The 13,979-nt window shown below is 68.7% G+C and carries 12 protein-coding genes; 10 read left to right on the plus strand and 2 right to left on the minus strand.

Annotation, left to right across the window (positions count from 1 at the left end; genetic code table 11):
• The first annotated feature begins 116 nt into the window (after positions 1–116).
• The 4 genes from AS031_RS14545 to AS031_RS14560 all read left to right on the plus strand — a co-directional run bounded on the left by AS031_RS14545 (position 117) and on the right by AS031_RS14560 (position 5,331).
• Positions 117–1,343: a glycoside hydrolase family 76 protein gene (locus tag AS031_RS14545; RefSeq protein WP_058268878.1), complete on the plus strand. Its 1,227-nt coding sequence runs from the start codon at positions 117–119 to the stop codon at positions 1,341–1,343.
• A 169-nt stretch (positions 1,344–1,512) separates the two neighbouring features.
• The gene (locus tag AS031_RS14550) at positions 1,513–2,577 is read left to right on the plus strand and encodes an iron ABC transporter substrate-binding protein (RefSeq protein ID WP_058268879.1); all 1,065 of its coding nucleotides are present in this window, start codon (positions 1,513–1,515) and stop codon (positions 2,575–2,577) included.
• Between the two features lie 4 nt (positions 2,578–2,581).
• Positions 2,582–4,174: an ABC transporter permease gene (locus AS031_RS14555; protein ID WP_176716554.1), complete on the plus strand. Its 1,593-nt coding sequence runs from the start codon at positions 2,582–2,584 to the stop codon at positions 4,172–4,174.
• Entirely contained in the window at positions 4,171–5,331 is a 1,161-nt protein-coding gene (locus AS031_RS14560; RefSeq protein ID WP_176716555.1) for an ABC transporter ATP-binding protein, read from the plus strand. The genes AS031_RS14555 and AS031_RS14560 overlap by 4 nt, the downstream gene beginning before the upstream one ends.
• A 6-nt stretch (positions 5,332–5,337) precedes the next feature.
• Here AS031_RS14560 and AS031_RS14565 read toward each other — a convergent pair whose 3' ends face one another.
• On the minus strand, positions 5,338–7,332 hold the full coding sequence (locus AS031_RS14565; RefSeq protein ID WP_058268881.1) for a glycoside hydrolase family 32 protein: 1,995 nt from the start codon (positions 7,330–7,332) through the stop codon (positions 5,338–5,340).
• 179 nt (positions 7,333–7,511) lie between these two features.
• The gene (locus AS031_RS14570; RefSeq protein ID WP_058268882.1) at positions 7,512–8,120 is read right to left on the minus strand and encodes a YdeI/OmpD-associated family protein; all 609 of its coding nucleotides are present in this window, start codon (positions 8,118–8,120) and stop codon (positions 7,512–7,514) included.
• Positions 8,121–8,252: 132 nt separating this feature from the next.
• On the opposite strand from AS031_RS14570, the gene AS031_RS14575 reads away from it, so the two are divergent.
• The 6 genes from AS031_RS14575 (at position 8,253) to AS031_RS14600 (ending at position 13,956) form a co-directional block, all read left to right on the plus strand.
• A complete protein-coding gene (locus tag AS031_RS14575; protein WP_058268883.1) occupies positions 8,253–8,987 on the plus strand; it encodes a VOC family protein in 735 nt (244 codons plus the stop codon).
• A 9-nt stretch (positions 8,988–8,996) separates the two neighbouring features.
• Complete coding sequence (locus AS031_RS14580) at positions 8,997–9,536, plus strand: NUDIX hydrolase family protein (protein WP_058268884.1); 540 nt, start codon at positions 8,997–8,999, stop codon at positions 9,534–9,536.
• An 87-nt stretch (positions 9,537–9,623) separates the two neighbouring features.
• Entirely contained in the window at positions 9,624–10,700 is a 1,077-nt protein-coding gene (locus AS031_RS14585) for a DUF6707 family protein (RefSeq protein WP_058268885.1), read from the plus strand.
• A 48-nt stretch (positions 10,701–10,748) separates the two neighbouring features.
• The gene (locus tag AS031_RS14590; protein ID WP_058268886.1) at positions 10,749–11,477 is read left to right on the plus strand and encodes an SRPBCC family protein; all 729 of its coding nucleotides are present in this window, start codon (positions 10,749–10,751) and stop codon (positions 11,475–11,477) included.
• 54 nt (positions 11,478–11,531) lie between these two features.
• Positions 11,532–12,836 carry a tRNA guanosine(34) transglycosylase Tgt gene (tgt, locus tag AS031_RS14595; protein WP_058268887.1) on the plus strand — a complete coding sequence of 435 codons (1,305 nt, stop codon included), beginning with the start codon at positions 11,532–11,534 and terminating at the stop codon, positions 12,834–12,836.
• A 154-nt stretch (positions 12,837–12,990) separates the two neighbouring features.
• Entirely contained in the window at positions 12,991–13,956 is a 966-nt protein-coding gene (locus tag AS031_RS14600; RefSeq protein ID WP_058268888.1) for a type IV toxin-antitoxin system AbiEi family antitoxin domain-containing protein, read from the plus strand.
• Positions 13,957–13,979: the final 23 nt, after the last annotated feature.

The raw sequence follows: 13,979 nt of genomic DNA on the forward strand, positions 1-13,979 counted from the left end.
CCGCAGCGCACCAGTTAGTGAATGTTAACTGAAATTGGCGCAGCCTGCACCCTTTGTGCCATTCCCGGGAGCGTGACGCACCCTTGAAATACCGCCGTCGTGGCTAGGCTGGGGTCATGACTTCCAGCGACGCCGCCACCTGGCACCAGCGGGCCAACGATGCCGCGCGGTCCGTCACTGCACTCTTCGGCCGCAGGCTGCTGTTCCTCCCGAACACCCACCTGGCCTCCGTCACGTGGGGCGGCACCGGCTCTGTGCGCGGCCGGCGGCGGACACTGCGGGCAGCCGCGGACGCTGCCGCCGTCCTGAACCCGTGGCATTACTGGTGGCAGGCGCACTACCTCGACTGCCTGGTGGACACCGGCCTGCGCGAACTCGGCGGGGGCGCCACCCCGGCAGCCCGGTTCAACGGCCCCGGCAATCCCAGCGCCGGACGGCTGGGCTCGCGGCTGGTCACGGGCATCAGGATCCGCAACCTGTTCACCATGGTCAACAACTACTACGACGACATGGCCTGGCTGGCCCTGGCCACCGACCGGCTGGACCGCCTGGCAGGCGAAACCCGCAAGCCGGGGCGGGGCCGCAACGCGCGGGTGCGCCGGTCACTGACCCTCCAGTTCGATGCTGCCGGCAGCGACGACCTGGGCGGCGGCGTGTTCTGGAGCAAGAAGCGCGATTTCAAGAACACCCCGGCCAACGCCCCCGTGGCACTCCACTACGCCCGCACCGGGCGGGCCGCCAGGGCGCAGGCGCTGGTTGACTGGCTGGACACCACCCTGTTCGACCCGGAGCAGCACCTGTACCTGGACGGCGCGCGCGCCGGGACGGCCGGCGAGGTCCTGGTGGAGCGCACCATCTACACCTACAACCAGGGGCCCATCCTCGGCGCGCTCCTGGAACTGGGCGGGGACGCCAACCTGGCCCGGGCCGCGGCACTGGTGGCGGCGGTGGACAGGCTGCTGACCGTCCCCGCAGCCAGCGGGGAGCAGCGCAGCGGGGAGCAGGGCAGGGTCCTCCGCTGCGAGGGATCGGGCGACGGCGGTTTGTTCACCGGCATCCTCTGCAGGTACCTCGCACTGGCGGCACGGGACAGCCGGCTTCCGGGGCAGACGCGAAAGGAGGCCGCGCGGCTGGTCCTGGACACGGCGCAGGCCTTCTGGGACGGGCGCCGGAACGTGATGCCCGGAGAGTCCTCGCGGACCCCGGCGGAGGCCGTCATCTTTTCCGCGCATGCCTCCGCGCCGGCCGAGGCCACCTTTCCAGCCGGGGCCGTCGTCGAACTTTCCACGCAGCTGCAGGCCTGGATGGCCATCGAGGCGGCGGCAACCGTGGCCGCGTCCTAGAATTAAGTCACGCCACACTTCCGTAATTATTGTGACGCTGGTCACCTTAAGCGCTTTCCACCTAGCTGCTTAGGGTTGCCTACCCTACAGTTTCTCCGTGGGCCCCTTCCCCAGGACCCGCAACGGACCGGTTCACGGTCCCCCTGACATTTCCCAGAAAGCAGCCTCAATGAAGATCCGCACCCGCGCACTGGCCGGCATCTCCCTTGCCGCGACCGCTGTCCTCGGCCTGACCGCCTGCGGCGGCAGCACCACGCCCGCAGCTTCGTCCTCCGCGTCCGGCTCCGCCTCCGCGGGAGCGGCCTCCGGTGAGATCACCGTCTACAACGCGCAGCACGAAAGCCTCACCAAGGAGTGGGTGGATGCCTTCACGGCAGAGACCGGCATCAAGGTGACCATGCGCCAGGGTTCGGACACGGAGCTGTCCAACCAGATCATCCAGGAAGGCCAGGCCTCCCCCGCCGACGTTTTCCTCACGGAAAACTCGCCCGCCATGACCCAGGTGGAGAACGCCGGCCTGTTTGCCGACGTGGACAAGGCCACCCTGGAGCAGGTCCCCACGGAGTTCCAGCCGTCCACGGGCAAGTGGACGGGCATCGCCGCCCGCTCCACCGTCCTGGTGTACGACAAGAACAAGATCTCCGAAGACCAGCTCCCCAAGTCCATGCTTGACCTGGCCAAGCCGGAGTGGAAGGGCAAGTGGGCTGCGTCGCCCACCGGCGCCGACTTCCAGGCCATCGTCTCCGCCCTGCTGGAACTCAAGGGCGAGGACGCCACCGAGGAATGGCTGCAGGGAATGAAGGAGAACTTCAAGGCCTACAAGGGCAACAGCACCGCCATGAAGGCCGTCAACGCCGGCGAAGTCGATGCCGCGCTGATCTACCACTACTACTACTACGGCGACCAGGCGAAGACCGGCGAAAACTCCAAGAACGTCACGCCGTACTACTTCAAGAACCAGGACCCGGGCGCCTTCCTGTCCGTCTCCGGCGGCGGTGTGCTGCAGTCCTCCAAGAACGCCGCGGCCGCCCAGGAGTTCCTGAAGTTCATCACCGGCAAGAAGGGCCAGGAAGTCCTGAAGGACGGCACCTCGTTCGAGTACGCCATCGCTTCCGACGTTCCGGCCAACGACAAGCTGGTCCCGATCAAGGACCTGCAGGCTCCCTCCGTGGACGCCGCGAAGCTCAACTCCGAGAAGGTCACCGACCTGATGACCAAGGCAGGACTCCTCTAATTCCGTGACCACCGACCTATCGGCTCCCCCTTCGAGAGGGAGCACGACGACGGCGGGCCGGGGCAACCGCCCCCGCCCGCCTTTCGGCGTTTCAGCAGTGTCCGTCGTGGCGGTGCTGATCGCCCTGTTCTCCCTTGTCCCGCTGGGCTACGTGGCCTACATGACGGTGGCCACCGGCTGGGACACCGCGGCCGCGCTGATCTTCCGGCCGCGCGTGATGGAGCTGCTGCTCAACACGCTGCTGCTCACCGTCATCACGGTGCCGCTGTGCCTGGTGCTCGGCGTGGCCGGGGCCTGGCTGGTGGAGCGCACCAGCCTGCGGGGCCACCGGATCTGGGCCGTGCTGCTGGCAGCGCCGCTGGCCATTCCGGCCTTCGTCAACAGTTACGCCTGGGTATCGGCCGTGCCCTCGATGGGCGGGCTGTGGTCCGGCGTCCTGATCGCCACGCTCTCCTACTTCCCGCTGGTGTACATCCCCGCGGCGGCCTCGCTGGGCCGGCTGGACCCCGCCATTGAGCAGTCCGCCGCTGCCTTGGGCCTGGGCAACTGGGCCACGTTCTTCCGGGTGGTGCTCCCCCAGCTCCGCATCGCCATGACCGGCGGCGCCCTGCTGGTCTCGCTGCACCTGCTGGCCGAGTACGGCGCGTTCGCCATGATCCGGTTCGACACCTTCACCACCGCGATCATGGTGCAGTACCAGTCCACGTTCAACGGCGCCGCCGGGAACATGCTGGCCAGCGTGCTGGTTTTTTTCTGCCTGCTCCTGCTCGTGGCGGAGGTCCGCAGCCGCGGCACCGCCCGGTACGCCCGGATCGGCCCCGGCGCCCAGGGCAAGGCGCTGCGCCTGCCGCTGCGCTTCTACCAGGTCCCGGCCCAGCTGTTCCTGCTGGGCCTGACCGCCCTGGCGCTGGGCCTGCCGCTGTTCTTCGTGCTCCGCTGGACCGCGCTCGGCGGTTCCACGGCCTGGGCCGCGGACGAGTTCCTTCCCGCGCTCCTGGCCACCCTGGGCTACGGCGTGGCCGGCGCGGCGGCAACGATCGTCGTCGCGTTCCCCATGGCCTACCTTGCCGTCCGGCACCCGGGCTGGTTCAGCAAATCCCTGGAACTGTCCAACTACATCACCAGCTCACTGCCGGGCATCGTGGTGGGCCTGGCCTTCGTCACCGTGAGCATCCGCCTGGTCCCTGGCCTGTACCAGACCGCCGGCGTATTGGTGGCCGCCTACGTTCTGCTGTTCCTGCCGCGCGCCCTGGTCAGCCTGCGCGCGGGCCTGGCCCAGGCCCCGAAGGAGCTGGATGAAGCAGCGCAGTCGCTGGGCAAACCTCCGCTGGCGTCGTTCATCCGCGTCACCCTCCGGCTGACGGCCCCGGCTGCCGCCGGCGGCGCGGCCCTGGTGTTCCTGGCCATCGCCAACGAGCTGACGGCAACCCTGCTGCTGTCTCCCAACGGCACCCGGACCCTCGCCACCGAATTCTGGAGCAAGAGCAGCGAGATCGACTATGCCGGCGCCGCGCCCTACGCGCTGCTGATGATCCTGCTCTCCGCGCCGATGACCTACCTCCTCTTCCAACAGTCCAAGAAAGTAGCCGGACAGTGACAGCACCATCCACCTCCAGGTTGCCGGAGCCCCGGGTGGCCCCGTCGGTGGCGGCCAGCACCAACCCCCACCTGCAGATCACCGACGTCACCAAGAACTTCGGCCCGCAGGAAGTCCTCAAGGGCGTGAACCTGTCCGTGTCCAAGGGCGGAACCACAGCCATCGTGGGTCCGTCGGGCTCGGGCAAGACCACGCTCCTGCGGCTGATCGCCGGGTTTGAACACCCCCTGGCCGGCAGCATCGCCCTGAACGGCACCACCGTGGCCGGTGACGGCATCCGGGTTCCGGCCCACAAGCGGCACATCGGCTACGTGGCCCAGGACGGCGCCCTCTTCCCGCACCTCACCGTGGGGCAGAACATCGCCTTCGGACTGGATACGGCCAAACTGGCCGGCGGCCGCCGCGCAGTGGCCGGCCGCGTCAGCGACCTGCTGGAAATGGTGTCGCTGGATCCGGCCATGGCCAAGCGCCGGCCGCACCAGCTGTCCGGCGGCCAGCAGCAGCGCGTCGCCCTGGCCCGGGCCTTGGCCCGCGAACCGGAACTGATGCTTCTGGATGAGCCGTTCTCAGCGCTCGACGCCGGACTGCGCGTGGCCACGCGCCGCGCCGTTGCCAAGGTGCTGGCGGACGCCGGGGTCACCACCATCCTGGTCACCCACGACCAGGCCGAGGCGCTGTCCTTCGCGGACCAGGTTGCCGTCATGCGGGGCGGCCGGCTGGCCCAGATCGGCAACCCGTTCGTGGTGTACACGCGCCCCGCGGACCGTGCCACCGCGGAGTTCCTGGGCGACGCCGTCATCCTGGACGCCTGGATGGAGGGATCCCTGGCCACCTGTTCGCTGGGCGGCATTCCGGTCCGCAGGCCGCCGGCGCAGGGCCCGGTGCAGCTCATGCTCCGGCCCGAACAGATCCGGATCGCCGAGGACGGGGACATCCGCGGCGTGGTGGTGGACACCGACTACTTCGGCCCCGAAACCACCGTCCGGCTCAAGCTCTCCGTTCCGCCCGAACTGGCGGAACGCTCCGACCACCGCTATCCCGGCGGCGGGGAAATCATCACCATCCGCCACTGGAACGCCTCCATCGCCCGGCCGGGCATGGAGCTGTGCCTTCGCGTGGTGGGCGAGGGCGTGGCGTTCCCGGTCGAGAAGGCCTAGCTGGAATCACCCCTGGCGGATCGACGCCAGGGGCGTGACCTTTCCCTGCAGCACCGTCACCTCTCCGCCGTCCTGCACGAGCCGGGTTTCCTTGGCTCCTGCCGGCGGGAACACCAGGGAGGTCAGTGCCTGCCGGCCACCGTCCGCGAAGACCTCCACCGAGGACCTGTCCACGTACACGGTCAGGCTGACCGTTTCACCGGCGCTGCCCCGCGGCCGTGCACGCTCCTGGCCGCCGCCCGCCGCCCGGATCTGCCGGTAGTCCGCAGCCGCCTTGCCGCCGGTGGCCACCGCATCTCCGTCCCGGGCCACGAACGCCCGGCCGGTCCGGAAGTCGTACCCCACGGTGGCGTACGCCTTGCCGCCATTCTGCAGGAGCAGCCGGGCTTCACCGGCCCCGTTGGCGGGCCGCTCCAGCTCCAGGTCCACCTTGTACGCGCCGCTCTCCGGGACCGGAAGCACCTTCCCGCCACCCAGGGTCCCTGCCGGCACCGCAGTGGCCTCCCCCTCCAGCGACTGCAGCGCCGGGGTGGGAGCGGAGACCAAAGCCGGCCGGCCGCCGTCGGACTCCAGCCTGATGTCCCGCGTCACCGATGCTGAACCGAAGAAGCCGTCCGTGGGCAGGTCCCGGGCGTAGCTCCAGTTGTTCATCCAGCCGATGGCGTGGCGGGACGCCTTGCGCTGCCCGTCGGTGAGGCGGGGGTCGTCCCAGGTGACGGCGGCGTAGAAGTCCGCGCCGTCGTCGAGCCACTGGTGGCCGCCCTCGGGGGTGAACGCCTTCCCGTCGAAGCTCCCGGTCCAGTAGGCCAGGCCGGTGGTGCGTCCCCCTTCCGATCCGTTGGCCCCCGCGGCAAGGACCCACGTGCGCTTGGCGGGGTCGCCGTCCACGTCCATCTGGAAGAAGTCAGGGCACTCCAGGATCCCCAGCCCGTCCTGCTCGAACGCGGAGACGTAGGTCCACTTTTTCAGGTCGGGCGAGGTGTAGAAACCGATCTTATGGCCCTCGGCGAGCAGCATGAGCCACTGGTTGCCGGCGTCGTCCCGCACGATCCTCGGGTCCCGCCAGTGCTCCGCGCCGGGGTTGTCCATGACGGGGTTGCCGTCGTAGTTCTTGAAGCTGTAGCCGTTGTCCGTGGAGTAGAACAGCGACTGCCGCTGCACGCCGTCGTCCTGCTGGGTGAGCACGGCGATCACGGCGCCCTTGCCGAACCCGGCCGTTCCTTCGGTGTCCACCACGGCGGAGCCGGTTTCAATGTCCCCCAGTCCGTTGCGGAACTTTTCGATCGCCACTCCCTCGTTCTTCCAGTGCACCATGTCGGTGCTCGTGGCGTGGAACCATTCGGTGCCGTTCCCTTCCGGGTAGTCGGCGTTGTAGAGGTAGTAGTAGTGCCAGAGTCCGTTCAGAAAGAAGGGCCGCTGCGGATCGTTCATCCAGTGCTGGTCCGGGGTGAGGTGGAAGGCGGGCCGGTAGCCGGGGTCCTGCGCGGGGGCAGCGAGCGCGGCGGCGTCCGGCGATGGCCAGGCCTTCGGGACACCCAGGTCTGCCAGGAGCCCGTCCCGGGCCTCGGCGCTGATGCATGCGGGAAGCTGCACCGCGCCGGCATCCGCGGACACCGTGTCCGTTGCGCTGCTGCGCAGGTAGACCTTTCCGTCCACGCGGGCACCGGCCAGCCAGCCGGCACCGCACTCGACGCTGCGCAGGTCCTCGGCGCCGCCCGCCGCCACCTGCCCGCCGCGCTCGAACAGCGTCCGGTCATTGCCCTTGAGCCACACCGAGGCATATCCGCCCGCCCGCTCCTTGGAGGCGTCCTGCGCGGCTGCCACGGCGCCTAGGATCCTGACGGCGGCGGCTTCCGCGCCGGGGCGCCCCTGCCCGGCCAGCACCAGGGACAGGACCAGCACGACGGCGGCACCCGCCGCCGCCGCGGCCCACAACAGGGGGCGGCGCTGCAGGGCAGCGGCAAGCGGGGACAGGGAAGGACGGGGAACGTTGAAAGGCATGGTTTTCAATCCGTAGCTGAACGCACAAGTGCCGTCCCCCGGGTCGGGGAACGGCACCAGCGCAAGTTAGCCATCAATTTTACCGGCCCGCTGCCCGGAACCCAACTGCGCAGCCATCGCCGCACGTCAGTGGCGTAACGATTTGGCAGCACGGCCCTGCAGCGGGGTCCCGGCCCGGCTCACGGCTGCGGAGCGTCGCCGGGCTTTTTCTTCTGCGGGTAGGGCGCCTCGCCCCGGGCCAGCATCTTCACGAAGCCGGCAATCTTCCGTTCCCTGGTGGCCGCCTGCTTGACCGAGTTGACCCGGTAGATCAGGGCGAACCGGTTGGTCCTGGTCAGGACATCGAACATGGCCTGGGCTTCCGGGACCGCAGCGATGGCGGCGGCCAGGTCCTCCGGAACCTCCGCCGTCGCCTGCCCGGCGTAGGCCTTGTCCCAGCGTCCGTCAGCCTTGGCCGCCTCCACCGCCGCCCGTCCGGCGTCGGTCATCCTGCCCGCCTCCTCGAGCCGGGCGATGTGCGTGACGTTCCGGGCAGACCACACGCTGCGGGGCCCGCGGGGCGTCATCCGCTGGTAAGAAGTCTCATCGTCCCGGCGCCTGCCTTGCCCGTCGATCCAGCCGAAACACAATGCCTCATCGAGGGCTGCCGCGTAGTCCAGCTCCGTGATGGTGCCGCCCTTCTTGTGCAGCACCAGCCACACCCCCGGACTGGCTTGGTGGTTCGCTTCCAGCCAGGCACGCCAGGCCGCGGAATCGGGCACCAGCAGTTCCTCCAGTTCAACAGCCATGGCCCTATTCTGCCCCCGCTCCCCGGCAAAACAAGGGTGCCAGGGGCAGTGCGGACACTGCGGCACTGTGCTGTTGCCACACCGGATGCCATCATGGGCGTATAGTCCCCGCCCCGACCCTAAGGACTCCCGATGCTCCGCGCCCGCCCCCTCCACTTCACGTCCCGCATCGAGGACTGGAACCGGTTCCTCACCGCCTTGGGCCTGGTCCTCACGGAGGGGGACGGAGGTTTCCGGGTCTTCGACTCCGCCGCCGGACGGCTCGTCCTCCATGAGGTCCCCGACGGCGATCCGCGGGACGGGACCACGGCGTTCGCGGTGGAGGTGGGCGACCTTGCCGAGTTCGCCCGCCGCACCAACGAGTCCGCCGCCGGGGAGGGCGCCACCCCCGCCGAGCTGGTCACCGTGGACCACGGCGAAGCCTGCCGGATCACCGGCCCGGACGGGTTCAGCTTCCTCGCCGATCCGGCCGCGCACGGCGCGCAGTGCGCCGACGCGGACCCGGCGCTAGCCGTGGTCGCGGTCTGGTTCTCACCGGACCCCGAGGCTGCGGCCCGGACCCTGCGCCACGTCGGAGCCCGTCCCCGGCCAAACCCCGACAATGACGAAACCGCGGACTTCACCGCCAAGAACGGGGGGATCCTGATGGTCCGTCCGGCGTCCGGCCAGCCCCGTTCCGGGCTGGGCTTCGAGTACGACGGCGGCCTGGAACCGCTGCGGGAGCGGCTCGCCGCGGCCGGCTTCCCGGCGGGCGTCACCGAGGAGGCCTTTGGCAGCACCCTGCATGTTGGCAACCCTGACGCGGCCGTGTTCGCCGCCAGCGTGCCCGCCACGGTGTGGATCTCGGAGCGCCGTGCCATGGGGTAGAACTTAACCATGAACCTGCGCACCCCTGACCCGAATCCCGGCTGGCTCTCCGAAGAGGACCTCTTTGAGGCGCGTGGCCGGCTGCCCATGGTCTACGTGGAGGCGGTTCCGGTCAGGCTCGATCCCCTTGGCTACGTCAACGAGGTGGGTACCCTGCTGCAGGCCGACACCGACGGCACCATGGTCCGCTCCCTGGTGTCCGGCCGGGTCATTTACCGCGAAACCATCCGGGCCGCACTGCTCCGGCACATGGAAAAGGACCTGGGCCCGCTGGCCTTCCCGCAGCTTCCCATCAGCCCGGTGCCGTTCACCGTGGCCGAATACTTCCCGGCCCCGTCCCAGACGGGCTTCACCGATGAGCGGCAACACGCCGTCTCCCTCGCCTACGTCATTCCGGTCACCGGCGAATGCGAGCCCCGCCAGGACGCCCTGGAACTGACCTGGATGACGCCCGACGAGGTCCTCAGCCCGGGCGTGCAGCTCGAGTTCACCGGCGGCCGCGGCGGCCTGATCCGCCAGGCCCTGGCATTCGCGGGCGTCGGCTTCTGACATCCCGCCGGGGCACGGGGGTCCCCGGTTTCAGGGCCCTGCCTTTGTAGACTGTAGGGCGGACCGCAAGAGAACTTAAGGACTCCCATGACCGAAACACCAGCCCGGCAGCGTCGCGAAGAACTGGCTGGATCCCTGACCACCGGCAGCCACATCCTCCTGCCCGACGGTGAACGGACTGCGGAGATCCGGCAGCTGGAGCTGGAGCGCGACGACTTCGGCGTGCCTGCCCTGGTCCTGGCCAGCCTGACCGGCGGAGGGACCCTGCGGATCGCCGCAGGCAGCACCGTCACCCTGGTGGAGGAAACGCACGACGCCGTCACCCGGCTTCCGCGTGCAGCGGCCGCTGCGGCGGACGGCACGGGGACAGGTGGCGGCGCCGGGACAGCGGGTGGCACCGGCACCACCGCCCCTGCCGGCGACGCGGCACCGGCTGAACCCGGACAGGAGCAGCCCGGCGGCGGGCGTGCCGCCGACGTTCCCGGTCCCGCCGTCGTCGTCCCTCCCCTGCCGCCGGCCCCGCCCGCGGCCACCGGCCCTTCCGACGAGGAACTGTCCCTGATCCCCGCCCCTGACGGCACCCCGGAGTCTGTGGTGGAGGCCGCCGCGGAGGCGCATCCGGACGCGGTGGGCGTGCTGCTGCTGACGGACCGGCTCTCCAAAGGCGTGAACTTCAAGTCCGGCAGCTGCCTGAAGGACCTCACCGACCTTGCGCACGAGCTGTTCGTCACGCTCAAGGATGCCGAGGGCGCCCTGTCCATCGCGGACCTGCTGACGGTCCTGCCCTACGACGGGAACCCGGGCCGCTGGGCCTCCGTGGAGGCGTCGCTGGCGCTGGCCAGCTACATCTGCCGGCAGGACGGCCAGGACGAGCGGGCCGCCGTGTACGAGAAACTGATCCGTACCCCGGAAAACCAGGAAACGGATCCGTTCAAGGCCCGGATGGCAGCCAAGGTACGGCAGCGCTCCCTCAACGAGCCCAACCTGTACGACAAGGAAATCTTCCGTTCCATCGACAACTCCAACCACGACGCGGAGCGCGAATGGCGGCTGCTGCGGCTTGAATCCCTGTTGTTCCTGCGAGCCCACGGCGGGTCGGAGACCATTGGCATGTCGGAGCTGGAACGCCGGATCGGCAATGAGCTTGAGGCCGTCCGCTCCTGAACAAATTGGGCCTACCCGGGGCCCGGCGGGAGTTGTACATTCGGGGCTATGACGAACAACCTCAGCGTAGTGATCAACGCCGACGCGCCGCAGGTCTGGAACATGCTGCGTGAACCGTCCCTTGTGGCCCAATGGCATGGCTGGCAGGCCGAGGACCTCGAATCCGAAATCAAGGAAATCTACTTCTCCGCCGATGTCCAGGAGGCTCCGGACCACACCAGCCTCACCGTGCACGGCGGCGACACCTTCGAACTCTCACCGGTTCCCGGCGGGACACGGGTCAACGTGACGCGCGGTGCCCTGGACCACGACTCCGAGTGGGCCGCCTGGGACGAGGACATCACCCAGGGGTGGCTCACGTTCCTGCACCAGCTGCGGTTCGCGTTGGAACGCCATCCGCACGGCAAGCGCCACACCCTGTTCCTGCACCTGACCGACGGGAAAGGCTCAGCCATCGAGAAGCTGGGGCTGGCCGACCTCCCTGCCCCCGGCGAGGAGTACCAGCTCACGCTGGGTACGGGCGAAAAGATCAGCGGCAAGGTCTGGTACCGGACCAGCCACCAGGTGGGCCTGACCGTCCATGACTATGCCGAGCACGGCGAGGGCCTGCTGGTGGTGGCGGACCACCCAGCCATCAAGGACGTCCGCGAAGAGGGCGAGGGGTCACTGGTGATTGCCTTCACCTATGACCTCGGTGCTGCCAGGCTGGACGCCGTGCGGTCCTCTTGGGAATCTTGGCGTTCTGCACAGTACCCCGAGTCGGACCCCATCAGCTAAGGCCCCGCAGCCCGGGTTTACAGGCGGCAGCCGGTTTGCTGGCACACTGGTACGGTGCCAGCCAACCCCTCCCCCGCAACCCATGCTGATGCCGCGCTCCCCGCAGGCCAGTCCACGTTCTCCTTCTCCGTGGGCACGCGCCTTGCTGAGTCCTGCCCGCCGTCGGACGCGCAGGAAGCGGAAAACGGCGGGCAATTCCTGGGCCGCACCGGCACCATCACCACCCCGCACGGCCAGATCCAGACGCCGGCGTTCATCGCGGTCGGCACCAAAGCCACCGTCAAGGCCGTGCTGCCGGAGTCCATGGCTGACCTTGGTGCCCAGGCCCTCCTGGCCAACGCCTACCACCTGTACCTGCAGCCCGGTGCCGACATCCTGGACGAGGCCGGCGGGCTTGGCGCCTTCATGAACTGGCCCGGGCCTACCTTCACGGACTCCGGCGGGTTCCAGGTGATGAGCCTGGGCTCGGGATTCAAGAAGGTCATCGACATGAAATCCGTGGACGCCACCGGGCCGGACGACGCCGTGGCCCCCGGCAAGGAACGCCTGGCGCACATCGATGACGACGGCGTCTGGTTCAAGTCCCACCTCAACGGCGACAAGCACCGCTTTTCCCCCGAAATTTCCATGCAGGTCCAGCATCAGATCGGCGCGGACATCATGTTCGCGTTCGATGAGCTGACCACGCTGCAGAACTCGCGCGGCTACCAGGAGGAGTCGCTGGAACGCACCCGGCTGTGGGCCGAGCGGTGCATTACCGAACACTTCCGGCTCACCGAAGAACGTGTGGGAAAGCCGTACCAGGCGCTGTTCGGCGTGATCCAGGGTGCGCAGTACGAGGACCTGCGCCGGAAGGCCTGCCGCGACCTCGGGGCGATGCCGTTCGACGGGTTCGGCATCGGCGGGGCGTTGGAGAAGGAGAACCTCGGGACGATTGTGCGCTGGTGCAACGAGGAACTGCCGGAGGACAAGCCGCGTCACCTGCTGGGCATTTCCGAGCCGGATGACATCTTCACCGCCATCGAGAACGGCGCCGACACGTTCGACTGCGTCTCCCCCACCCGGGTTGCCCGCAACTCGGCGTTCTACACGCCCACCGGCCGGTACAACCTTTCCGGCGCTAAGTACAAGCGCGATTTCGGGCCGCTGCAGGACGGTTGCGACTGCTACACGTGCCAGAACTACTCGCGGGCCTACATCCACCACCTGTTCAAGGCCAAGGAGATGGTGTCCGCCACCCTGATCTCCATCCACAACGAGCGTTTCGTGGTGAAGATGGTGGATGACGCCCGCCTGGCCATCGAGTCCGGCACGTTCTTCGATTTCAAGGCCGAGACCCTGGGGCAGTACTACTCCTGACGCGCCGGGGCGGCCATCCGCCGTCGAAATCGCTGGAGCGGTGCGGGGACGCTGAACCGGATCAGCGTCCCCGCACCGTTCCAGCGTCCCGGCGTTTTCCACATCACGACGGCGGCACCTGGCCACTGCACGGAGCCCACCCGACACTGGGTTGATGACACAGTCCCCGCCGCTCCCCGCAACGGATAACCTCTGGCGGACGGACCAACTGCGTACCGCGGGGCTCAATTCGCGTGCGGTCCTCCGGCTGGTCGGCAGCGGGAAACTGGTTCGGCTGCGGTACGGCTGTTACATCCGGGGCGAAGTGTGGGAAAAGCAGTCCGCCACGGTTCGCAGTGTGCAAAAGATCCATGCCCATGCCTACGGGACGTTGACGACGTCGACCGGCGGCTTCGTGTACAGCCACACCTCGGCTGCGCGGCTCCATGGCCTGTTTCTCTGGAACGTTGACGAACTGATCCACCTGCTGTTCCGGGTGCGGCCGTCCCAGGAGCGCCTGGGCAAGGACGTCCGCGGGCACACCCGGCCCTACACCGAGGCAGACGTCGTGACCCTTGGCGTCCTCCGAGTCACTGCACTTGAGCGGACGGCAGTGGACTGCGCGCTGATGCTTGACTACCGCCAGTCCTTGATCGTCATGGACAGCGCGCTGCGCCTCGGCGCGGATGCCGCCCTCATGCAGTCGGCGGCGGATGCGCTGGCGGGCCACCGCGGAATCCGGAACCTCCGGGCGGCGCTGGCCAATGCGGATGCCCGTGCCGAATCGGCCGGCGAAACTCTGACCCGGGAACTCATCACGCGGCTGCGGCTCCCCAAGCCGGAGTCCCAGGTAGAGGTGCACAGCCGAGCGGGCCGGCACCGGCTCGATTTCGCGTGGAAGGACAAGAAGGTGGCCCTCGAGTTCGACGGGAAGGTCAAGTACTTCGACTACAAGCCCACGGCCGAGGTCCTGTTCCAGGAGCGGCGCCGCGAAAAGGCGCTCACGGAGGACGGCTGGTTCTTCGTCCGCGTGGAATGGAAGGACCTGTTCCGGGAGCAGGAGTTCAAGCAGCGTGTCCTCGCGGCCCTCCGGCGGCAGCCTCCCGCCGTCGAAATCGCTGGAACGGTGCGGGGACGCTGAACCGGAACAGCGTCCCCGCACCG

The organism is Pseudarthrobacter enclensis (assembly GCF_001457025.1).
Taxonomy (GTDB): domain Bacteria; phylum Actinomycetota; class Actinomycetes; order Actinomycetales; family Micrococcaceae; genus Arthrobacter; species Arthrobacter enclensis.